The sequence below is a fragment of the Mesorhizobium sp. dw_380 genome, from assembly GCF_018588885.1.
Classification (GTDB): Bacteria; Pseudomonadota; Alphaproteobacteria; order Rhizobiales; family Rhizobiaceae; genus Mesorhizobium.
Genome location: NZ_JAFFIW010000031.1, coordinates 44,095 through 65,097 on the forward strand (window position 1 = coordinate 44,095; position 21,003 = coordinate 65,097).

Below are 21,003 nucleotides of genomic sequence, written 5' to 3' on the forward strand. Positions count from 1 at the left end.
GCTCGATGACGGAACCGGTGCTGGAGCGTTTGCTCACCGACGAGACACAGACAGCGCGGCTGGGCGAGGATCTGGCGCTGGCGTTGCGCGTGGGCGACGTGCTGGCGCTCAAGGGCGATCTCGGCGCCGGCAAGTCGACCTTGGCGCGAGCGCTGATCAGGACACTCGCCGACGATGCCGGCCTCGACGTGCCGAGCCCGACCTTCACTTTGGTGCAGAGCTACGATACCCGCATCCCGGTCCATCATTTCGATCTCTATCGTCTGTCCTCGGCAAATGAGCTCGACGAACTCGGCTTCGACGAAGCGCTGACGCAAGGGGCCGCCCTGGTCGAGTGGCCCGAGCGGGCAGAGGGCTATTTGCCGAAGAATGCGCTCTTGATCGAACTCGTCCATCATGGCGAGGGTCGGCTGGCGCGGCTGTCCGGGCAAGGTTCCGCCTTCGACCGCGCTGCACGCTCACTGGCCATGCGCGGTTTTCTCGAGAGCGCCGGCTGGGGCGAAGCACGGCGCCGCCATTTCATCGGCGATGCCTCGGCCCGCTCCTATGAGATCGTGACGCTTGCCGGCCAGGAGCCGCGCGTGCTGATGAACTCGCCGCGCCTGGTGCTCGGCCCGCCCGTGCGCGACGGCAAACCCTATGCCGTGATCGCCCACACCGCGCAGTCGGTCTCGGCTTTCGTCGCCATCGATCGCGCCTTGAAGGCAGGCGGTGTCAGCGTTCCGGAAATCCATGCGGAGGACCAGGACCAGGGTTTTCTGCTGCTCGAGCATCTCGGCTCCGAGGGGTTTCTCGGCAAGACCGGCGAGCCGGTGGCCAAGCGCTACGCCGCGGCAGCCGAACTGCTGGCCATGATGCATGGCAAGACCTGGCCGCAACGCCTGGAAGCGCGTCCGGGCAGCTTCCACGATGTGCCGCCTTTCGACCGTGATGCGATGATGATCGAAGCCGACCTTTTGGTCGACTGGTATGTGCCTGTCATATCGGGCAGTCCGGCAAGCGACGATCTGCGTGCCGGCTATTCCAGGGAGTGGAATGCGCTTTTCGAGCGGCTGCAGGGCAGCGAATACACGCTGATGCTGCGCGACTTCCATTCGCCCAACATCATCTGGCGCGGCGACCGCACCGGCCATGACCGGCTGGGCATCGTCGATTTCCAGGACGCGCTGATCGGGCCTTCAGCCTATGATGTCGCCTCGCTCGCCATGGATGCCCGCGTCACTATATCGCCGGAGATCGAGAAAAAGACGCTCGACGCCTATGTCGCGGCGCGTCATGCGGCAGGCACTTTCGACGAGGCAAGCTTCCTGGAAGCCTATGCAATCATGGCCGCACAGCGCAATTCCAAGATCCTCGGCATTTTCGTGCGCCTCGAAAAGCGCGACGGCAAACCCTATTATCTCAGGCACCTGCCGCGCATCCGCGACTATCTGCGCCGGGCGCTGTCCCACCCTGCGCTCGCCAGCCTGCGGGATTTCTACAATGCGCACGGGCTGCTTGAGGAACAAACGCTGTGACTGCAAGACCGGACACTGCCATCGTACTTGCCGCCGGTCTCGGCAAGCGCATGCGGCCGATCACGGACACCATCCCCAAGCCGCTGGTCAAGATCGCCGGTAAGACCTTGCTGGACTGGTGCCTCGACAGCCTGGCCGCCGCCGGCGTCGCCAAGGCCGTTGTCAACGTCCACTATTTTCCCGAACAGATCGTCGCCCATGTCGCGGCGCGCCGCGCGCCGCGGATCGTCATTTCCGATGAAAGCGAACGATTGCTCGATTCCGCCGGCGGCATCGTCAAGGCGCTGCCCGAACTGGGCGAGCAACCCTTCTATATCCTCAACGCCGATACGTTCTGGATCGATCACGGTCCGCTCAATCTCGGCCGCCTCGCCCTTGCATGGAACGCGGCGAAAATGGATATTCTGCTGATGCTGGCGGATCTCCATCAGGCGACCGGACATTGCGGCTCAACCGATTTCCTGGTGGCGCCGGACGGTGCCCTGCGGCGTTCAAAAGGCGATCCGGCGGGTCTGATCTATGCCGGCGCGGCGATCATCCATCCGCGCCTGTTTAGGGACGCGCCAGCCGAACCGCATTCGCTCAACGCTTATTTCGACCAGGCGATCGCCGACGGCCGCCTGTTCGGCATGCCAATGCTCGGCCACTGGATTACCGTCGGCACGCCCGACGTCATCCCGCTCGCGGAAGCGGCGGTCGCCGACGCGCTAATCGAGTCGCAATGAGCGGCTCCAGCCGCGTTTTCTCCATTCCCCCCGGAGCGCCGTTTCTGCCGACGCTTGCCGAGGCGCTGCTGGCCGGCCGCCTCGTCCCGGGCTTTCGCTTCGACGGCGATCCGGTCGCTCTGGCCGACGTGACCATCTATGTGCCGACACGCCGCGCTGCTCGTGCCTTGCGCGGCATCTTCGTCGACAGCCTGAAGGCACGCGGCGGCGGTGGTTCGGCGATCCTGCCGGTCATCCGTCCGCTCGGGGAATTCGATGAGGACGAGGCCCTGTTCGAGGCCGAGCCATCGGCGGCGATCGACCTCGCGCCACCGATCACGGCAACCGAACGGCTGTTGCTGCTGACGCCGCTGGTGCGCGCCTGGAAACGCCGGCTGCCGGAGCATGTGGCGAAACTTTTCGCCGAGGAGATTGTCATCCCCGCCTCGACCGCCGACGCGATCTGGCTGGCGCGCGATCTCGCCGGCCTGATGGACGAAATCGAGACCGAAGGTACGGACTGGGCGAAGCTCAAGGACCTGGTGACCGGCAGCCTTGCCGGATGGTGGCAGGTGACGCTCGAATTCCTCGGCATCGTCACCGATGCCTGGCCGAAATTCCTCAGGGAGAGCGACCGCTCGAATCCAGCCGCGCACCGCAGCGCGCTGATCCGCTCCGAGGCCGCGCGGCTGCGGCGCAAACCTCCCGCCGGGCCAGTCATCGCCGCCGGCTCCACCGGCTCCATCCCCGCCACGGCCGAACTTCTTGCCGCGATTGCCGGCTTGCCCGGTGGCGCCATCGTGCTGCCCGGGCTTGACCGGACGCTGGACGAAGCATCCTTCCAGGCGCTTGTCGCACCCGGTGCGCGGCCGGCCGTGCTTGGCCACCCGCAATACGGCCTGGCCAGGCTGATCGGCAAGATCGGCGTGCTGCGCGCCGATGTCGAGGAGATCGGCGCGCCCGGGCCGCAGCTTGCGCTTCGCGCCGCCCTTGTCGGCGAAGCGTTGCGGCCGGCCGAAACCACCGAATTTTGGGCCGAAACGCGCAACGGGTTTTCGGCGCCCGACATCACCGGCGCCTTCGCCGGCGTGACGCTGTTGGAGGCGGCCAGCGAACGCGATGAAGCCATCGCCATCGCCGTCGCGCTCAAGCAAGCCGTGGAAGACCCCGGCCAAAGGGCGGCCCTCGTCACCGGCGATCGCGCACTGGCCCGGCGTGTCTCGGTCGAACTCAAGCGCTTTGGCGTCGTTGCCGACGATTCTGGCGGCACGCCGCTCGCCAACACACCGGCGGCCAGCCTGCTCAGGCTGGCGCTTGAGGCGGTGTTCCGGCCGGGTGACCCGGTTGGCCTGCTGTCGCTGCTCAAACATCCGCTGCTTGGCCTCGGCCTCGAACGGGCTGATGTGCGCCATGCGGCGGAACTGATCGAACTGGTGGCACTGCGCGGCGGCACCGGCCGTCCCGACATCGCGTCGCTGTCGGACCTGTTCGAGGCCCGCCTCACCGGCCTCGGCGATGACAGCCGGCCGCCCTTCTGGCTTTCCCGCTTGACCGTGCGGGCCATCGACGACGCGCGGAATTTGCTCGGATGTCTCACACAAGCTTTGGCGCCGCTCACGGCCTTTCGTGGCCAGATGGACGCCGAACTTGCCGCGCTGATGAAAGCCAGCGTCGAGACGCTGGAAAATCTCGGCCGTTCCGCCGATGGCGGGCTGGGCGTACTCTATGCCGGTGATGCCGGCGAAAAACTCGCCGAACTGCTGCGCGGGCTGGTCGCGGCTTCGGCATCGCTGTCGTTCGCGGCCAACGAATGGCCTGACGTGATGGACGCACTGATCGCGCCCGAGACGGTCAAGCCGGCGCAGGGCACCGACAGGAACATCGCCATCTGGGGCGCATTGGAAGCCCGCCTGCAGGATGTCGACACGCTGGTCATCGGGGGGCTCAACGAAGGCGTGTGGCCGCGCAAGCCGGAGAGCGACCGCTTCATGTCGCGGCTGATGAAGACCGGCATCGATCTCGAGCCGCCAGAACGACGCATCGGCCTCGCGGCGCATGATTTCCAGATGGCCATGGGCGCGAGACACGTCGTTCTGGCGCGGTCGGCGCGTGCCGGCGACGCTCCGGCGGTTCCGTCGCGCTGGCTGCAGCGGCTGCTGACCTTCATCGGCACCGACCAGGCGGCAAAACTGCGCCGGCGTGGCGACGAGCTGCTCGCCTGGGCGCGCACGCTCGATACCGGGCCGAAGCGGGATTTCGCGCCGCGGCCGCAACCGAAGCCGCCGCTTTCCGTGCGCCCGACGCATTTCTCGGTCACCGAGATCGAGACGTTGCGCCGCGATCCCTACGCCGTCTACGCAAGACGCATCCTCGGGCTGATGCCGCTCGATCCTGTGATCCGCGACCCCGGTGCCGCCGAGCGCGGCACGCTGTTCCATGCGATCCTGCATCTGTTCTCGTCTGAGGTGGCCGATCCGCGCGCGCCAGATGCGCTGGCCAGCCTCATTGCCGCCGGCCGCGCCTGCTTTGCCGAGGCAGCCCTTCCGGCCGATGTCGAGGCGGTGTGGTGGCCGCGCTTCGAAAAGCTCGCCGCCAACATCATCGAATGGGAGCGCATACGTGCCGACGCGGTGGTCCAGCGGCATGCCGAGGAGCGGGCGGGGAAGACCGTCGTCGGCCAGTCCGGCGTGACGCTGTCGGGCTACGCCGACCGCGTCGATCTGCTGGCCGGCGGCATGGCCGACATACTGGATTACAAGACGGGATCCTCGCCGTCCAAGGCGCAGGCGCACACGCTGCTGGCGCCGCAATTGGCGCTGGAGGGCGCGCTGCTCAGGCGCGGCGCCTTCAAGGATCTGGGTGCGCGCGAACCATCGCAACTGGCGTTCATCAGGCTGAAGCCGAATGGCGAAGTGTTCGAGGAGTCCATCCTCGAGCACAATCGTCAGCCGCGAACCGCGGCCGATCTTGCCGAAGAGGCGTGGGCACGGCTGGAAAAGCTTTTGATCCACTACGCCGACCCGCAGACCGGCTATCTGTCGCGCGCGCTGCCGTTTCGCGAAGGCGAGACCGATGGCGATTACGACCACCTCGCCCGCGTGCTCGAATGGTCGGCCGGCGGCGACGCCGGCGACGAGGGAGGGGGGGCATGAAGAAGGCCTATCCCATCCCGAGCGACACCGCGAACAGCCAGGCCCGCGCCGCCGATCCCCAGAATTCCGCCTGGGTGTCGGCCAATGCCGGCTCGGGCAAGACCCATGTGCTGGCCCAGCGCGTCATCCGGTTGCTGCTCAACGGCACCGACCCGTCGAAGATCCTGTGCCTGACCTATACGCGCGCCGCCGCCGCCAACATGTCGAACCGGGTTTTTTCGACGCTGTCGGACTGGACGGCCCTCGGCGACGCCGAGCTGGCGGCAAGGATCGAAACGCTGGAAGGGCGCCGGCCGGATCGCGACACGATGCGCCGGGCGCGCCGCCTGTTCGCCGAGGCGCTGGAGACGCCCGGCGGGCTGAAGATCCAGACCATCCACGCTTTCTGCGAATCCGTGCTCCACCAGTTCCCGCTGGAAGCCAACATCCCCGCCCATTTCGAGATGCTCGATAGCCAGATGGAGGCATCGCTTTTCGCCGTCGCGCGCCGCGAGATGATTTCGGCCGCCGGCGACGCGGAGTTGACCGAGGCCTTCGCCACGGTGCTGGAGCGCGGCGGCGAGGCCGGTCTCGATGCCCTACTCGGCGAAATCGTGCGCAAGCGCGACGGGCTGCGCGATTTCCTCGATGCTATCGGGCGTGACGGCTTCCAGCCCTTGTTCGATGAGTTCCATTTCCGTCCCGGCCAGAGCGCCGAAGGCATAGCGGCATCGGCCTGGCCACTGCCGGGCTTCCTGCCCGACTATTTCGCCGGCTTCGCCCGGGCCGCCGAATCCACCGACGCCAGATCGGTGCTGAACAACATCCTGCCCTATGCGCGCCAGGCTTTCGCCGAGGGCGATCCGGTTCGCCGCCTGCAATTGCTTGCAAGAGCCTTCCTCAAGACCGATGGCGACCCCTACGACCCGGCAAAAGCCTTCAAGAAAGCCTTGACCGACCGGCTGCCCGATCTGGCCGAGCGCTACCGCTCGACGGCCAGCGCCATCATCGAAACCGTCGACCGGCTGGCGCTGTTCCGGATGCTGGAAGGCACACGCGCGGCGCTGACCATCGCCGACTGGCTGATCGCCCGCTACGAGGTGCTGAAGCGCAGCCGCGGCTTTCTCGACTTCAACGACCTGATCACCCGCACGGTCAACCTCCTGGCGCGGCCCGATGCCGGCCCCTGGGTGCAATACAAGCTCGACCAGGGCATCGACCACATCCTGCTCGACGAGGCGCAGGACACCAGCCCGGATCAATGGGAGGTGGTGAAGCGGCTGGCGGAGGAATTCTTTGCCGGTCTTGGCGCCCGTGACCGGGTCCACCGCACGGTGTTTGCCGTCGGCGACGAGAAGCAGTCGATCTATTCCTTTCAAGGTGCGGCCCCGGATTCCTTCGCCGATAGCCGGCTTTTGTTTGCCGGACGGGTGCGCGATGCGGAGGCCTCCTTCGCCGACCTCAAGCTGACCTGGTCGTTCCGCTCGACCGACGATGTTCTCACCGCCGTCGATCGCGTCTTTGCCGATCCCGTCGTGCGGCGGGGCATCAGCCACGACCCCGATCCGCTGAGCCACAAGGCGATCCGCACCGATGCGCCGGGCTATGTCGAGGTCTGGCCGTCGATCGGCGCCGAAGCCGTCGACGAGCCGGACGACTGGACGCAGGCCGTGGACCATGCCCATGCACCGGCGGTGCGCGTTGCCGAGAATGTCGCGGCAACCATTGCCGGCTGGATCGGCAAGGGCGAAATCATCGAGGGCCGCGGCCAGCGGCTGCGGCCAGGCGATGTGCTGGTGCTGGTGCGCAAGCGCGACAGCTTCGTCCACGCGCTGACCCGGGCACTCAAACGCCGTGACATTCCGGTCGCCGGCGCCGACCGGCTGAGCCTGCCCGGCCATATCGCGGTCAAAGACTTGATCGCGCTCGGCCATCTGCTGATCCAGCCGCAGGACGATTTGTCGCTCGCCGCCGTGCTGCGCAGCCCAATCTTTGACCTGCCGGAGGAGACACTGTTCACGCTCGCCGCGCAGAGGCCGCCCGGCGTGTCGCTGGCCGCATCGCTGCGCCAGCATGCCGGCGAAGATGACGCGCTGGCGGCGATCGTCGCCCAACTCGACATCTGGACCGATGAGGCCGCCTTGAGGCCGGTGTTCGAATTCTATGCCGGCCTCCTGGCGCGCGATGGCGTGCGCCGCAAGATGATCGCGCGGCTCGGGCCGGAAGCCGGCGACATTCTCGATGAGTTCCTGAGTTTCTGCCTTGCCGAAGAACGGACCGGGCTGCCCGGGCTGGAAGCCTTCCTGTCGACGTTGGAGAACGCCGGCCCCGAGATCAAACGCGAGATGGACCAGACCCGCGACGAGGTTCGCGTCATGACGGTGCATGCCGCCAAGGGCCTGGAGGGCCCGGTGGTGTTCCTGGTCGATGGCGGCTCCGCTCCGTTCAGCGACCAACATCTGCCGCGCTTGATGCCCTTCGATGGCTCGGGCACATACTGGGAAGGCAAGGGCTATCTCTGGCGTGCGGCCAGCGATGTTGCCAACGGCTTTTCGAAAGCGGCGGCCGCTCGCGCCCGCGAGCTCGCCGACGACGAATACCGCCGGCTGCTCTATGTCGGCATGACCCGCGCCGAGGACCGGCTGATCGTCTGCGGCTATCACGGCAAGCGGGCGCCGAGCAGCGGCACCTGGCATTCGATCGTCAGCCGCGCGCTGATCGGCGCGCCCGAGAGCGAACAGCGTCCGCATCCCGCCGGCGGCGAGCCGGTGCACCGTTTCCATGTCACCAAATTGCCCCCGGTCGCGCCAGGCGTCAGTGAACAGGCGCGGCAGGCCGATGCTTTCGGCCCGTTGCCGGCGACCCTGTTCCGGCCCTTGCCGCCTTTCGAGGATCTGCCGCGCCCGCTGTCGCCATCGGGCGCCTCGGCGTTGATCGACGAAGGCAAGGAGGCGGTGGTCGACAAGGCTTCGCCGGTGCTGGACGCCGATGCCGAGCCGGGCTTTGCCGTGCTGCGCGGGCTCGCCCTGCACAAGCTGCTGCAGATGTTGCCTGGCATTGCCGAGGACGAACGCGAAGGTGCCGCCGAACGCTACCTCGCGCGAACAGGTGCAGAATGGCTTCCGTCAGAGCGGGAAAAGGCCCTGGCATCGGTCATGGCCATCCTTGCCGATCCACGCCTGGGCCAACTGTTTGCGCCATCCTCGCGCGCCGAGGTGGCGATCATGGGCAGCCTGGAAGTGAGGGGCAAGATGCGCTCCGTTTCCGGAAAGATCGACCGGTTGGCTGTGACCGCGGATACGGTGTCGATCGTCGACTACAAGACCAACCGGCCGGCGCCCACCAGCCTGGCAGAGGTCCCGCCGGCCTATCTGCTGCAGCTTGCGCTCTATCGCGCCCTGCTGCGGCCGCTTTATCCCGGGCGGGAGGTGAAGGCGGCCTTGCTGTTCACGGAAGCGCCAAGGCTGATCGAACTGCCGGCCCGGGCCATGGATGACGCCCTTGCCCGACTCACAGGAGCGTGACACAAGACCTGCTTGAAGAAGGGCGCGACAGCCACCACATTTGGTGCGACAAAGAACTCTCGAAAGGATTTTCCGCATGGGTGCTACCGTCAAGGTCGACAAGAGCAATTTCCAGGCCGACGTGCTCAACGCCAAGGAGCCGGTCGTGGTGGATTTCTGGGCTGAATGGTGCGGCCCCTGCAAGATGATTGCGCCGGCGCTCGAGGACATCGCTGTCGAACTCGGCAGCAAGGTCAAGATCGCCAAGCTCAACATCGACGAGAACCCCGAGCTCGCCGCGCAGTTCGGCGTCCGCTCTATCCCGACATTGATGATCTTCAAGGGCGGCGAAGTGGCCGACATGAAGGTCGGCGCCGCGCCCAAAACCGCGCTGTCGCACTGGATCAACGGCAGCCTCGCCTGATCTATCCGAAATTCCGATCTCAAGCCCGGCCATCGCGCCGGGCTTTTTGTTGGCGTCATCGGTGCCACGCTCTGGCTCTCGCGTCGGGGCACTCCATGTCATCTGCTTGAGGCAGGACAGGAGAACCCCATGACCGGATCCGCCAAGGCCACTGTCTTCATCGACAATGAGCGCGTCATCGTCACCGAATACCGCTTCCAGCCGGGCGACAACACCGGCTGGCATCGCCACGGCCACGACTATGTCGTCGTGCCGCTGATGGACGGCAAGCTGAAGCTGGTGACCAAGGAGGGCGAGACCTTCGCCGAGATGAAGAAGGGTGCGCCCTATTTCCGCAAGGAGGGCGTCGAACACGATGTCATCAGCGCCAATGACGGCGAATACGCTTTTATCGAGATCGAGCTGAAGTGATCGTCTTTCGCCGCCAGCGCACCGAGAATCCATCTATCCGGCTGCGTATTTGGGATGGCGAGCCATCAACTGCCATCTTGATGGCAGAAGGCAGTCGGCGTATATCTCCCTAAGAAAGGGAGTTTCAAATGGCCGAACCGCAGCTCTCAGTCCGTAGCGCAAAAGCACGCGACCTGGCTCATCGACTTGCCCGTCGCGAAAATCGCTCGATAGCAGATGTGGTCGAACGGGCGCTTGAATCGTACGAGATTCGTGAGGCGGGCCGCGAACCTGCATCCACCTTCTATGCCCGCCTTACGGCAAGCTGCGGCGCCGATATCGATCTGGAGGAAATTATCCGCGAGGGCCGCCAAGTTCATTCGGGACCTGAGCTTTGATTTTCGTCGACACCAACGTGGTTTCGGAGACACTGAAGAAGACACCGGACCAAGCCGTCCTGGCCTGGCTTGTCCGGAACGATGCTGAATTGGCCCTTCCCACGGTGACGATTGCTGAAATCGCCTTCGGCATTCAAAAAATCCGGCCTGATGAGCGTGCGGATCGCCTGGAGCAGGGGCTTTCTCAATGGCGCCGTCGCTTCGCCGACCGGATCTTTGGGCTGACCGAAGAGGCTGCCCTGGCTTACGGCGAGATCATGGGAACCGCCAGCCGCCTAGGCCGTGGAATGTCGGCTCCTGATGGCATGATTGCGGCGATCGCGCGTGTGAACGGTGGTCGCCTGGCAACGCGTAACCTGAACAACTTCGGCCCGGCCAATCTTGAGCTGATCTCGCCTTGGGATTTCTAACTTTTCACCAGTCGGCGATACGGTCGCCACCGGTGAATTGCGCGCTTTTGGCGGTGTATTCGAATAACTCGATCTTTACGCCGTTGGGATCGCGGATCCAGGCCTGGAAGGTGTCGTCGCATGCGTGTTTCTTGGCCGTGACCTCGATGCCCTTCGACTTGATATGCGCGATCGCCGCGTCGATGTTTTCCACCTCAAGGCAGAAGTGGTTGATCTGGTTCTGCTCGCTGTATGCAGTGCCATCCTTTTGGAAGACCTCTACATGGCTGCGGCCGCCGCAATTGAGGTAGAAGCCGAAGACCTTGCCGTCGCGCAGGAAATTGAACTGCGTGTCGAGGCCGAATACGTCGCGATAGAAGGCTCGCGTCGCTTCCAGGTCATGCGCGAAGATGCAGACATGGGCGAGCTGCTTGACCTTGATCATGACTGGCTCCTCGCAGTGAGTGGCCTCACGTCGGCGGCGTGCCGTTCTCGGCCAACACCGCGCCGGCCAGATAGAGCGAGCCGCCGATCAGGATGCGCGGCGGCGGGCCGTCCCAGGTGTCGCGCAGCAGCATCAGCGCGCTGGCGACGGAACTGACGGGTTCGGCGCTCAGCCCGGCTTCCGTGGCGCGGATCGCCAGTTCGTCGTTCGGCACACCGGCATCGCTCATGCTCACCGGCACCGTGTAGACATGCCGGACCAGGCCCTTGAAGGCGCGGAAATAGCCGCTCTGGTCCTTGGTGTTGATCATCCCGGAAATGAGGAACAGCGGACGCGGATTCTTTTCTTCCTGCTCCGCCAACGCTTCGGCAACGACCACGCCGGCGCCCGGATTGTGGCCGCCGTCGAGCCAGATGTCGGCGCCCTTCGGCGCCAGCTCCGACAGCCGGCCCTGACCCAATTTCTGCATGCGGCCGGGCCAGGCGACATTGGTCATCGCCTTCTCGGCGGCGCGGTGGCTGATCTCGAAGCCGGCCGCCTTGACCGCGGCGATCGCCGCCGCCGCATTGGCGATCTGGTGGCGCCCGGGCAGACGGGGCGGCGGCAAATCCATCAGGCCATCCTCGTCCTGGTAGACCATGCGGCCGTTTTCCTCGAAGGCGAGAAAATCCTGGCCGTAGACGAAAGTGGGGCATTCCAGCCGCTCGGCGGTTTCGATCAGGACCTGCAGCGCCGTCTCGCTTTCCTGCGCCCCGATCACCACCGGGCAGCCGCGCTTCATGATGCCGGCCTTTTCGGCCGCGATCAGCTCGACGCGATCGCCGAGATAGGCCTCGTGGTCCATCGACACCGGCATGATCACCGACACGGCCGGCCTTGCGATGACATTGGTGGCGTCGAAGCGGCCGCCGAGGCCGACCTCGATGATGGCGGCATCGGCCGGATGTTCGGAAAACAGAATGAAAGTGACGGCGGTGAGAATCTCGAAAACGGTGATCTTCTGGCCTTCATTGGCTTTGGCGACGCGGGCAATGGCCTCGGCGAAGACATCGTCGTCGACCAGCCTGCCGCCGCCCTCGGCAGCAAGCCGGTAGCGCTCGTGCCAGCTGACCAGATGCGGCGACGTGTGGACATGCACCAGGCGGCCGGAGGCTTCCAGCAATGCCCGCGAGAAGGCGGCGCAGGAGCCCTTGCCGTTGGTGCCGGCGATGTGGATGACCGGCGGCACCAAGTCTTGCGGATTGCCAAGCCGCTCCAAAAGCCGCGTGATGCGGTCGAGCGAAAGGTCGAAGCCTTTCGGGTGAAGCGCCATCAGGGCTTCGATTTCGCGGTCGGCGGCGAGCGTCGTCATGACAGAATCCCGGCACATGGCCCGAGAGCCAGAATCGCTCCCGCCATGGCAATCAAAGGCTACAGCGCGCCGTGGACATGACGCAATCGCTGTTCGCGGCGGCCAAAGCACGTCGCGTCGAAGTGGATTCATGCGACGCGCTTCGGATCGTTGTTTTTATGCATGCCGTTTTCCCAAAAGCGAGGTCACTTTGGGCGACATGCACGGTGTCGCGTCAGGCGGAAGGCCGCGCCTCGGCGGTGACCACCGCCGGCGGCAGGATTTCCGCTTCAAGCGGCTTTTCAGCCTGCGGCATCTTGAGCAGCATCTTCAGCAGGCGCGCGATCGTCTCGCGCAGCTCAAGCCGCGACACCACCATATCGACCATGCCGTGCTCCTTCAGATATTCGGAGCGCTGGAAGCCATCCGGCAGTTTTTCACGGATCGTCTGTTCGATGACGCGCGGGCCGGCAAAGCCGATCAGCGCGCCGGGCTCGGCGATGTGCACGTCGCCCAGCATGGCGTAGGAGGCGGTGACGCCACCGGTGGTCGGGTTGGTCAAGACGACGATGTAGGGAAGGCCCGCTTCCTTCAGCCGGTCGACACCGACCGTGGTGCGCGGCAATTGCATGAGGGACAAAATACCTTCCTGCATGCGGGCGCCGCCGGAGGCGGCAAACAGGATCAGCGGCCGCTTGCGCTGCAAGGCGACCTCGAAAGCGTGCACGATGGCATCGCCCGCCGCCATGCCGAGCGAGCCGCCCATGAAGGCGAAATCCTGCACCGTCACCACCACCGGCAGGCCTTCGACGGTGCCCAGCGCGTTGACGATCGCATCCTCCAGGCCGGTCTTGGCCTTGGCGTCCTTCAGCCGGTCGGTGTAGCGCTTCTCATCGCGGAACTTCAGCGGGTCCTGCACGACCTTGGGGTTCTCGAGCTGCTCGTACTTGCCGTCGTCGAGGAAGTATTTCAGCCGCTCCTTGGCCGAGATCTTCATGTGATGGCCGGAGGACGGGATGACGAACTGGTTTGATTCCAGATCCTTGTGGAACACCATCTCGCCGGTCTCGGGATCCTTGATCCAGAGATTCTCGGGCATATCGGTACGCCGGCCGAGCATCGAATTGATCTTCGGGCGAACGTAATTGGTGATCCAGTTCATCGCTTCGGCTCCTGTCCTGACGAAGAGTTGGGTAAAGAGGTAAGAAGACTATTCGGCGGCAGCAAGGCGGGCCGAGCGCACGCCTTGCGCGAGGCCGCTGACCAGCGTGGCGACGGCCTCGGCCGGGTCGGCGGTCTTTTCGCCCTTCGGCCCCAGCACATTGGCGACCGCATTGACGATCGCCGTGCCGACGACGACGCCATCGGCATTGGCGCCGATCACGCGCGCCTGCTCGGCTGTCTTGACGCCGAAGCCGACGCAGACCGGCAGGTCGGTATGGCCCTTGATGCGCTTGACCGCCGCCGCCACCTTGCCGGTGTCGGCCAGCGCCGAGCCGGTGATGCCGGTCATCGATACGTAATAGACGAAGCCCGACGTGTTCTGCAGCACTTTTGGCAGGCGCTTGTCGTCAGTGGTCGGCGTCGCCAGGCGGATGAAGTTGATGCCCGCCTTCAACGCCGGAATGCAGAGTTCCTCGTCCATCTCCGGCGGCAGGTCGACGACGATCAGCCCGTCGATGCCGCTGGCCAACGCATCCCTCAGGAAACGGTCGACGCCATAGATGTAGATCGGGTTGTAGTACCCCATCAGCACGATCGGTGTTTCATTGTCGCCGGCGCGGAATTCGGCCGCCATCTTCAGCGTCTTGACCAGCGTCTGGCCGCCTTTCAGTGCCCTGAGGCCCGCCGCCTGGATCGCTGGGCCGTCGGCCATCGGATCGGAAAACGGCATGCCGAGTTCGATGATGTCGGCGCCAGCCGTGGGCAGCGCCTTCATGATCGACAGGGAGGTCTCATAATCGGGATCGCCGCCCATGAAATAGGTGACGAGCGCCGGGCGGCCTTCGTTCCTGAGCTTCGCCATGCGGCGGTCGATGCGGGTCGCCATGATCAGATCTCCATGCCCAGCATCGAGGCCACCGTGTGCACGTCCTTGTCGCCACGGCCGGACAGGTTGACGATGACGATCTGGTCCTTGTCCATATCAGGCACGATCTTCACCGCATGGGCGATGGCGTGCGCGGATTCCAGCGCCGGGATGATGCCCTCGACACGCGTCGTCAGCTTGAAGGCTTCCAGCGCCTCGTCGTCGAGAACAGGCACATATTCGACGCGGCCGGAATCGCGCAGCCAAGAATGCTCCGGGCCGACGCCGGGATAATCGAGGCCGGCCGAGATCGAATGGCCGTCCATGATCTGGCCGTCGGCATTCTGCAGGAGATAGGTGCGGTTGCCGTGCAGCACGCCAGGCGCGCCGGCATTCATCGAGGCGCAATGCTCGATGCCGTCGAGACCGCGCCCGCCGGCTTCGATGCCGATGATGCGCACCTCCTTGTCGTCAAGGAAGGGGTGGAACAGGCCGATTGCGTTCGAACCACCGCCGACGGCGGCGATGATGGTGTCCGGCAACCGGCCTTCCTGTTCGAGGATCTGCGCGCGCGCTTCGGAACCGATGACCGACTGGAAATCGCGCACCAGCTCCGGATAGGGATGCGGGCCGGCGGCGGTGCCGATCAGATAATAGGTGTCCTCGACATTGGTCACCCAGTCGCGAAGGGCTTCGTTCATGGCGTCCTTCAACGTGCCGTGTCCGGCGGTGACAGGCCGAACCTCGGCGCCGAGCAGCTTCATGCGAAAGACGTTGGGGCTTTGGCGGGCAACGTCGGTGGCGCCCATATAGACGACGCAGGGAAAGCCGAAGCGTGCGGCGACGGTAGCGGACGCCACGCCGTGCTGGCCGGCGCCGGTTTCGGCGATGATGCGCTTCTTGCCCATGCGCTTGGCCAGCAGGATCTGGCCGAGGCAGTTGTTGATCTTGTGCGAACCGGTGTGGTTCAGGTCCTCACGCTTGAAATAAACCTTTGCGCCGCCCCCGAGGCCCTTCGCCGAGGAAACCTCACGAAGATGCCTGGTCAGCCCCTCGGCGAAATAAAGTTTCGAGGGCCGCCCGGCATAGTGGGTCGACAGACCGGTGAGCTCGGCCCTGAACTCCGGATCGTTCTTGACCTCGTTCCAGTGCCGTTCGAGGTCGAGGATCAAAGGCATCAGCGTTTCGGCAACGAAACGACCGCCGAAAATGCCGAACATGCCCTGCTCGTCGGGTCCGGTGCGGAAGGAATTGGGTGTCGCCGGCTTGTTCATCGCCGATCTCCTGGTTTGAAAGAGTTATTCAGGCGGCGCGATCGTCGCGTGCTGCCCTGACGGCCCGGAAAAACTGCTCGATCAGCGCCGGATCCTTGACACCCGGCGCGCTTTCCACGCCCGAGGAAATGTCAATTGCGGGCGGATTGGCAAGCCGAAGGGCATCGCCGATGTTGGCGGCGTTGAGCCCACCGGAAAGCATGTAATCGACGCCGGCGTCAAGGCCGGCGAGAATGCGCCAGTCGAAGGTGATCCCGTTGCCGCCCGGCAGCTCCGAGCCCTTCGGCGGCTTGGCGTCGAACAGGAAACGGTCGGCGACGCCGATAAACGGCTCTATCCGGTCGAGATCGGCGGCCTCGCTGAGCGGCAGCGCCTTCATGACAGGCAAGCCATAGCGGGCTTTCAGTTCGGCCACCCGCTCGGGCGTCTCCGCGCCGTGCAACTGCAGCATGTCCGGTTGCATCTTGCCGACGATCTCATTGAGGAAAGTGTCGCTGGCATCGACCGTGACGGCGACCGCCAAAGCCTTGCCCCGCGCCGTTTCGCGCAGACGACCGGCTTCCACCGGCTCGACGTAGCGCGGGCTCTTGGCAAAGAAAATGAAGCCGACATGGCTGGCGCCACCGGCAAGGGCCGCGGCCATTGCCTGGTCGGTCTTCAAGCCGCAGATCTTGATGTCGAGCGCCATGGCGCGGGAATTGGCATGAAAAGCGACAAGAGTCGAGAAAAAGCATGCTGTTTGCCGGCAACTCCAAAGGCGCTACCTATTGATGGAGTGGATACCAGGCGGGAGAAAGATCATGGCCGACAGAACGGTCGCCGAACTCAGGCAGAAGATCGCGCAGGCGCGTGAGGTCATCGTGCATCTGATGGACAAGGCCGCCTTCAACGGCGCTGAGGCACATCGGGCGCTGGAATATTTCGGCAGCGATGAATTTGACCGCAAGTTCCTGCCATGGCCGCATCATGGCGATGAGGGATTGCGGCCTGAGGAGCTCAATGCGGCGAATGACGATTGAGTGGTGAGCGAGGCGTCGAAGCTGCCAATCTCCCCCCTCGTGGGGGAGATGCCCGGCAGGGCAGAGGGGGGCGCGAAGGATCGCTACAGACCGGTTTATTCCCGCCGTCGCTACAGCGCCGATAGGATGCTATTCAAACACGATCGCCTGCAGCGCGCCGCCGTTGCGCTTCAGCCAATCCTTGCAGCGATCGGTGTCGGGGCAGAGCTTTTCGCACAGTTTCCAGAATTTCGGACCGTGGTTCATCTCCTTGAGATGCGCCACCTCATGCGCGACGAGGTAATTTATGACGGGCGGCGGCGCCATCATGATGCGCCAGGAGAAGGACAGGTTGCCTTCGGAGGTGCAGGAACCCCAGCGGCTGGAGGTGTCCTTGTAGCGGATCGCCTTGGCACGCTTGCCGAGTGCCTCGGTGTGCCTGACCACCAGCTTCTCGATTTCCTTCTTGGCCTCGCGCTTGAGGAAGTCCGCGGTCCGGCGCGGCAGATGCACGCGATCGCCATGCACGATCAGCAGCGGACCGCGCTCGTCACGCGATATGGTGACGGTGCCGCGCTTTGACGGCTCGTGGACGATGCGGTGCGGCACGCCGCGCACCGGGATCTTGATGCCGGGTCGCACCTGCGGCCGCGTCGGCACCTTGGCCAACCGCTGCTCCAGCCAGTCCTGCTGGCGGTCGAGGAACCGCTCCACCTCGCCACGGCGCAAGCCCGGCGGCACGGTGATGCGCAGGCCCTGACCGCCGGAATCGATGCGCAGCGTCAGGCGCCGCGCCCTGGCGCTCTCGACGATCTTGAGCGGCAGCGTACGGCCGGCGACGCAATATTCGCGCTCCACCACGGGCGTGGGCTTGGGCTTTGGCAGATTGCGGAAGAAGCCGAAGGACATGGCCGGACGATACGTGATTCGAGGAAAACGGATAGAACAAAAAAGAAACGGCGCCGCTCGCGCGACGCCGTCTTATCACGATCTGGCCTGTCCTGCAGCGCCGCGCATCTTCTTGGATGCGCAAAGGACGCTGTAGCAGTTTAGGTTGACGCATGACCCTTTCCGAAAATCGGTTCCGGTTTCCGGGGTCATGCGCCCGCCCTCAGTCGTCAAGCAGGTTCGAGCCCTTGCCACGCTTGGTAGTCGTCGTTCCGGTGCTCGCATCGTTCTTCGCCGGAGCGGTCGACTTGTTGCGGTTCGCCATGAAGCGATCGAACTCGTCCTGATCCTTGGCGCGACGCAATTCGCGGGCATAGTCGTCGAACTCTGTCAGCATCTCGTCGAGCTTGCGGCGTTCCTCGGCGAGGCGCTCGAGTTCCTTTTCGCGCCAGTCGTCGAAAGCGACATTTCCGGTGCGGGCGGAGCCGTGACCCCAGCGCGCGGCCTTGTCGGAACCGCGGCGGCAGCCGGCGAAGATGCCGTCGGTCGCGCGGTTGACGTCACGCTTGAAGCCCTCGAGCCGGTCGCCCCAGATGATGTAGGCGAGCATGGCGAAGCCGAGCGGCCAGAACACCATGAAGCCGATCACCATCAACGCGATGGTTGCCGGCGTCCATGCCGGGCGGATCAATGCAGATGTGTTCATTTTCTCCCATTCCTTCGGTTGGTGACAGCCAGGAACGGCTGCGTGGAATCGAAATGGGAAGGAGAAAACAGCGATTCAAGACAATGTCCGCCAAAACCGGACAAGCTTCTGAAATGATTATCGCTTTTTGAGCATATCGAGGAAAAGCACGACCAGCCCGGCGATCAGGCCCCAGAATGCGGCGCCGACGCCGAACAGCGTCAGCCCGGAGGCGGTGACGACAAAGGTGACGGTGGCGGCCATGCGGTCGGCCTCGTCCCTCAGCGCGATCGCCAGCGCGTTGGCGAGCGAGGCCATCAGCGCAAGACCCGCCACCAGCACGATCAGGCTCTGCGGCAGGACGGCGAAGATCGCCACCAGCGAGGCGCCGAAAATCGCGAAGACGAGATAGGCGAGCGCATAGAAGGGCCCGGTCTTCCAGCGCTCGGCGGGGTCGGGATGAACGTCCGGCCCGGTGCAGATCGCCGCCGAAATCGCCGCCAGATTGGTGGTCGAGCCGCCGAACGGCGCCGACAGCAGCGAAAACAGGCCGGTGACGCCGATCAGCGGGCCGGGCTCCGGGTGATAGCCGGCGGCGCGCAGCACGGCGAGGCCGGACAGGTTCTGCGAGGCCATGGTGACGAGGTAGAGCGGCAGCGCCAGGCCAATCATCGCCTTGGCGGTGAAATCAGGTGCAATCAGCGTCAGCGTCGACAGTTCCGGTGTCGGCAGGCCGCCGACGCGGCCGGTGAGGAAGGCGGCGAAGCCGCCGCCGATCAGCACCGCCAGTACCGACAGCGCCGGATTGAACAGGCGGATGATGAAGAAGGCCGCGATCAACGGCAGGATCAGCCAGGGGTCGACAGGAACAGTCTTGACCGCGTTGAGGGCGAAGGTGACGACGATGCCGGCCAGCATGCCGGAAGCGACGGAGGGCGGTATCCTCGAGATCAGTTTGGTCAGCGGCCGAAACAGGCCGGTGGCGACCAACAGGACGCCGGTGACGATGAAGGCGGCGACGGCCTCGCCGATCGAAAAGCCGCTCGACGCCGCCATCAGCGCCAGGCCCGGCGTCGACCAGGCGGTGATGACAGGCATTTTCGTGCGCCAGGACAGCCACAGGCTTTCGATCGCCATGGCAAGGCAAATGGTCGTCACCCAGCTCGCCGTCTGGATTTGCGTCGCGCCGACCGCATGGGCGGCGGCAATGACGATGGCCAGCGTGCCACCAAATCCGACGATGGCCGCGACAAAGGCGGAGGTTGGGATGGAAAGGCGCATCGTCACTCGCCCCGCCCGGCCATGTCGCCGACCGCCCGCACCAGCATGTCGAGATCCTGCGGTCGCGACAGGCGGTGGTCGCCGTCTGATATCAGCGACAGCGTCACATCGTCCGCCGGCAACAGGCTGACCAGCTTCAGCGCGTGGCTCGACGGCACGTCGGAATCGGAAAGGCCCTGCAGGATGTGAACCGGGCAATGCGTGTCGATCGGCCCGGTCATCACCCTGTTATCGCGCCCGTCCTCGATCAGCGCACGGGTGTAGATGTAAGGCTCCTCGGAATAGTCCGACTGCTCCGCGAAGAACCCTTTTTTTGCAAGGTCGCGCTTCTGCGCCACGGTCAGGACCGGCTCGATCAGTTCGGAGGTAAAATCCGGCGCCGGCGCCAGCAGCACCAAGCCAACAATGGTCGTTTCACCCGCCTTGCGCAATTCCTGCACCATGCGCAGCGCAATCCAGGCGCCCATCGAGGAGCCGACCAGGATCTGGCTGCCCTTGGTGAAATGCCGGAACACGGCAAGGCTCTGCGACAGCCATTTCGAAATGGTGCCGTCGGCAAAGGCGCCGCCGGATTCACCGTGGCCGGAATAGTCGTGGCGCAGGAAGGCGCGGCCCTCTTTGCCTGCCCAGTCCGACAGCGTCTCAGCCTTCGTGCCCAGCATGTCCGACTTGTAGCCGCCGAGCCAGACGATGCCCGGTGTCGCACCCGCCGAATGGCGCACCGCGATGCGCGATCCGTCGACATCCAGGAAGGTTGGCGGCGTGGCGGTCATGGCTTTTCCTCAGGCCCATCTTTTGGAACGGCGTTCTTGTGGCACAGCCAATGGCGTGGCGAAAAGTGCTCGCGATGTTCTTTGTTTGGTGCAGGCCTGCGATCAGGGTGATTTTCTGTCAATGCTGTGCTATTGACTCCGCCCGCGCGCTCCCCACATTGGCGCGTCCACACATCAAGACTGACAAATCCTGAACGAAACGGCCAAGGAGACCACGACCATTCGCAGACCTTTCAAAGCAGCGGCGCCGACCAAGGATGGGCCGCGCTCCAACCGTGATATCCGGGTTCCCCGGGTCCAGCTTATCGACGCCGAAGGCCAGAACCGCGGCGATGTTTCCATAAACGACGCATTGCTGCTCGCCGAAGAGGCTGGACTCGATCTCGTCGAAATATCGCCCAATGCGGTGCCCCCTGTCGTAAAAATCCTCGATCTCGGCAAGTTGAAATACGCCAACCAGAAGAAGGCGGCCGAGGCGCGCAAGAACCAGAAGGTCATCGAGATCAAGGAGATCAAGATGCGCCCGAACATCGACAGCCATGACTATGAGACCAAGATGAAGGCGGTACGCCGCTTCTTCGAGGAAGGCGACAAGGTCAAGCTGACGCTGCGCTTCCGCGGCCGCGAGATGGCGCATATGGAGCTCGGCATGCAGCTTCTGAACAAGGTGCGCGAGGAAGTGGCCACCATCGCCAAGGTCGAGGCGGAGCCGAAGCTCGAAGGTCGCCAGATGATGATGGTGCTGGCGCCGCGCTAAGCAGACCCCGCTCGCTTCGCCGCGCGCCGTCTGCTTGGCTTTCCTGGGTTGTCGCAGGTTTTCATCGCAAAACCCTGCGACACTTTT

General features: G+C 64.7%; 20 protein-coding genes. 10 read left to right on the forward strand and 10 right to left on the reverse strand.

Translation table 11 applies throughout. The annotated features are described in order from the left end of the window. Positions 1-5 precede the first annotated feature (5 nt). From tsaE to JT360_RS24415, 8 genes are all read left to right on the forward strand, one after another. Entirely contained in the window at positions 6-1,517 is a 1,512-nt protein-coding gene (gene tsaE, locus JT360_RS24380) for a tRNA (adenosine(37)-N6)-threonylcarbamoyltransferase complex ATPase subunit type 1 TsaE (RefSeq protein WP_214474750.1), read from the forward strand. Further along, positions 1,514-2,242 (forward strand): nucleotidyltransferase family protein, encoded by a 729-nt coding sequence (locus JT360_RS24385; RefSeq protein WP_214474751.1) that lies wholly within the window; start codon positions 1,514-1,516, stop codon positions 2,240-2,242. Before tsaE ends, JT360_RS24385 begins: the two co-directional genes overlap by 4 nt. Further along, positions 2,239-5,373 carry a double-strand break repair protein AddB gene (addB, locus tag JT360_RS24390; protein ID WP_214474752.1) on the forward strand — a complete coding sequence of 1,045 codons (3,135 nt, stop codon included), beginning with the start codon at positions 2,239-2,241 and terminating at the stop codon, positions 5,371-5,373. The genes JT360_RS24385 and addB overlap by 4 nt, the downstream gene beginning before the upstream one ends. Continuing rightward, positions 5,370-8,876: a double-strand break repair helicase AddA gene (gene addA / locus JT360_RS24395; RefSeq protein ID WP_214474753.1), complete on the forward strand. Its 3,507-nt coding sequence runs from the start codon at positions 5,370-5,372 to the stop codon at positions 8,874-8,876. The genes addB and addA overlap by 4 nt, the downstream gene beginning before the upstream one ends. A 67-nt stretch (positions 8,877-8,943) precedes the next feature. Continuing rightward, positions 8,944-9,279: a thioredoxin gene (gene trxA, locus JT360_RS24400; RefSeq protein WP_352128285.1), complete on the forward strand. Its 336-nt coding sequence runs from the start codon at positions 8,944-8,946 to the stop codon at positions 9,277-9,279. Between the two features lie 129 nt (positions 9,280-9,408). Then, complete coding sequence (locus JT360_RS24405; RefSeq protein WP_214474755.1) at positions 9,409-9,690, forward strand: cupin domain-containing protein; 282 nt, start codon at positions 9,409-9,411, stop codon at positions 9,688-9,690. Between the two features lie 128 nt (positions 9,691-9,818). After that, complete coding sequence (locus JT360_RS24410; protein WP_214474756.1) at positions 9,819-10,067, forward strand: type II toxin-antitoxin system VapB family antitoxin; 249 nt, start codon at positions 9,819-9,821, stop codon at positions 10,065-10,067. Next, the gene (locus tag JT360_RS24415) at positions 10,064-10,477 is read left to right on the forward strand and encodes a type II toxin-antitoxin system VapC family toxin (protein ID WP_214474757.1); all 414 of its coding nucleotides are present in this window, start codon (positions 10,064-10,066) and stop codon (positions 10,475-10,477) included. The genes JT360_RS24410 and JT360_RS24415 overlap by 4 nt, the downstream gene beginning before the upstream one ends. A gap of 4 nt (positions 10,478-10,481) precedes the next feature. Here the strand turns inward: JT360_RS24415 and JT360_RS24420 are convergent, their stop codons facing one another. The 6 genes from JT360_RS24420 to JT360_RS24445 form a co-directional block, all read right to left on the reverse strand. Beyond that, positions 10,482-10,901: a VOC family protein gene (locus tag JT360_RS24420; RefSeq protein WP_214474759.1), complete on the reverse strand. Its 420-nt coding sequence runs from the start codon at positions 10,899-10,901 to the stop codon at positions 10,482-10,484. Positions 10,902-10,926: 25 nt separating this feature from the next. Then, positions 10,927-12,252: a bifunctional folylpolyglutamate synthase/dihydrofolate synthase gene (locus JT360_RS24425; RefSeq protein WP_214474761.1), complete on the reverse strand. Its 1,326-nt coding sequence runs from the start codon at positions 12,250-12,252 to the stop codon at positions 10,927-10,929. Between the two features lie 214 nt (positions 12,253-12,466). Beyond that, positions 12,467-13,393 (reverse strand): acetyl-CoA carboxylase, carboxyltransferase subunit beta, encoded by a 927-nt coding sequence (accD, locus tag JT360_RS24430; RefSeq protein WP_214474762.1) that lies wholly within the window; start codon positions 13,391-13,393, stop codon positions 12,467-12,469. A gap of 48 nt (positions 13,394-13,441) precedes the next feature. Continuing rightward, the gene (gene trpA / locus JT360_RS24435; protein WP_214474763.1) at positions 13,442-14,281 is read right to left on the reverse strand and encodes a tryptophan synthase subunit alpha; all 840 of its coding nucleotides are present in this window, start codon (positions 14,279-14,281) and stop codon (positions 13,442-13,444) included. A gap of 2 nt (positions 14,282-14,283) precedes the next feature. Continuing rightward, positions 14,284-15,534, reverse strand: a complete 1,251-nt coding sequence (trpB, locus tag JT360_RS24440; RefSeq protein WP_214474764.1) for a tryptophan synthase subunit beta — start codon at positions 15,532-15,534, stop codon at positions 14,284-14,286. A gap of 28 nt (positions 15,535-15,562) precedes the next feature. Continuing rightward, the gene (locus JT360_RS24445; RefSeq protein WP_214474765.1) at positions 15,563-16,222 is read right to left on the reverse strand and encodes a phosphoribosylanthranilate isomerase; all 660 of its coding nucleotides are present in this window, start codon (positions 16,220-16,222) and stop codon (positions 15,563-15,565) included. A 112-nt stretch (positions 16,223-16,334) separates the two neighbouring features. Here JT360_RS24445 and JT360_RS24450 point away from each other — a divergent pair, with 112 nt between their 5' ends. Then, a complete protein-coding gene (locus tag JT360_RS24450; protein WP_214474766.1) occupies positions 16,335-16,553 on the forward strand; it encodes a hypothetical protein in 219 nt (72 codons plus the stop codon). A 129-nt stretch (positions 16,554-16,682) separates the two neighbouring features. Here JT360_RS24450 and JT360_RS24455 read toward each other — a convergent pair whose 3' ends face one another. From JT360_RS24455 to JT360_RS24470, 4 genes are all read right to left on the reverse strand, one after another. Next, entirely contained in the window at positions 16,683-17,441 is a 759-nt protein-coding gene (locus JT360_RS24455; RefSeq protein ID WP_214474767.1) for a M48 family metallopeptidase, read from the reverse strand. Positions 17,442-17,643: 202 nt separating this feature from the next. Beyond that, on the reverse strand, positions 17,644-18,126 hold the full coding sequence (locus JT360_RS24460) for a DUF2852 domain-containing protein (RefSeq protein ID WP_214474769.1): 483 nt from the start codon (positions 18,124-18,126) through the stop codon (positions 17,644-17,646). Between the two features lie 117 nt (positions 18,127-18,243). After that, a complete protein-coding gene (locus JT360_RS24465) occupies positions 18,244-19,386 on the reverse strand; it encodes a benzoate/H(+) symporter BenE family transporter (protein WP_214474771.1) in 1,143 nt (380 codons plus the stop codon). Between the two features lie 2 nt (positions 19,387-19,388). Beyond that, positions 19,389-20,159: an alpha/beta hydrolase gene (locus JT360_RS24470; RefSeq protein WP_214474772.1), complete on the reverse strand. Its 771-nt coding sequence runs from the start codon at positions 20,157-20,159 to the stop codon at positions 19,389-19,391. Positions 20,160-20,379: 220 nt separating this feature from the next. Here JT360_RS24470 and infC point away from each other — a divergent pair, with 220 nt between their 5' ends. Next, positions 20,380-20,916 (forward strand): translation initiation factor IF-3, encoded by a 537-nt coding sequence (infC, locus tag JT360_RS24475; RefSeq protein WP_010912915.1) that lies wholly within the window; start codon positions 20,380-20,382, stop codon positions 20,914-20,916. Positions 20,917-21,003 lie beyond the last annotated feature (87 nt).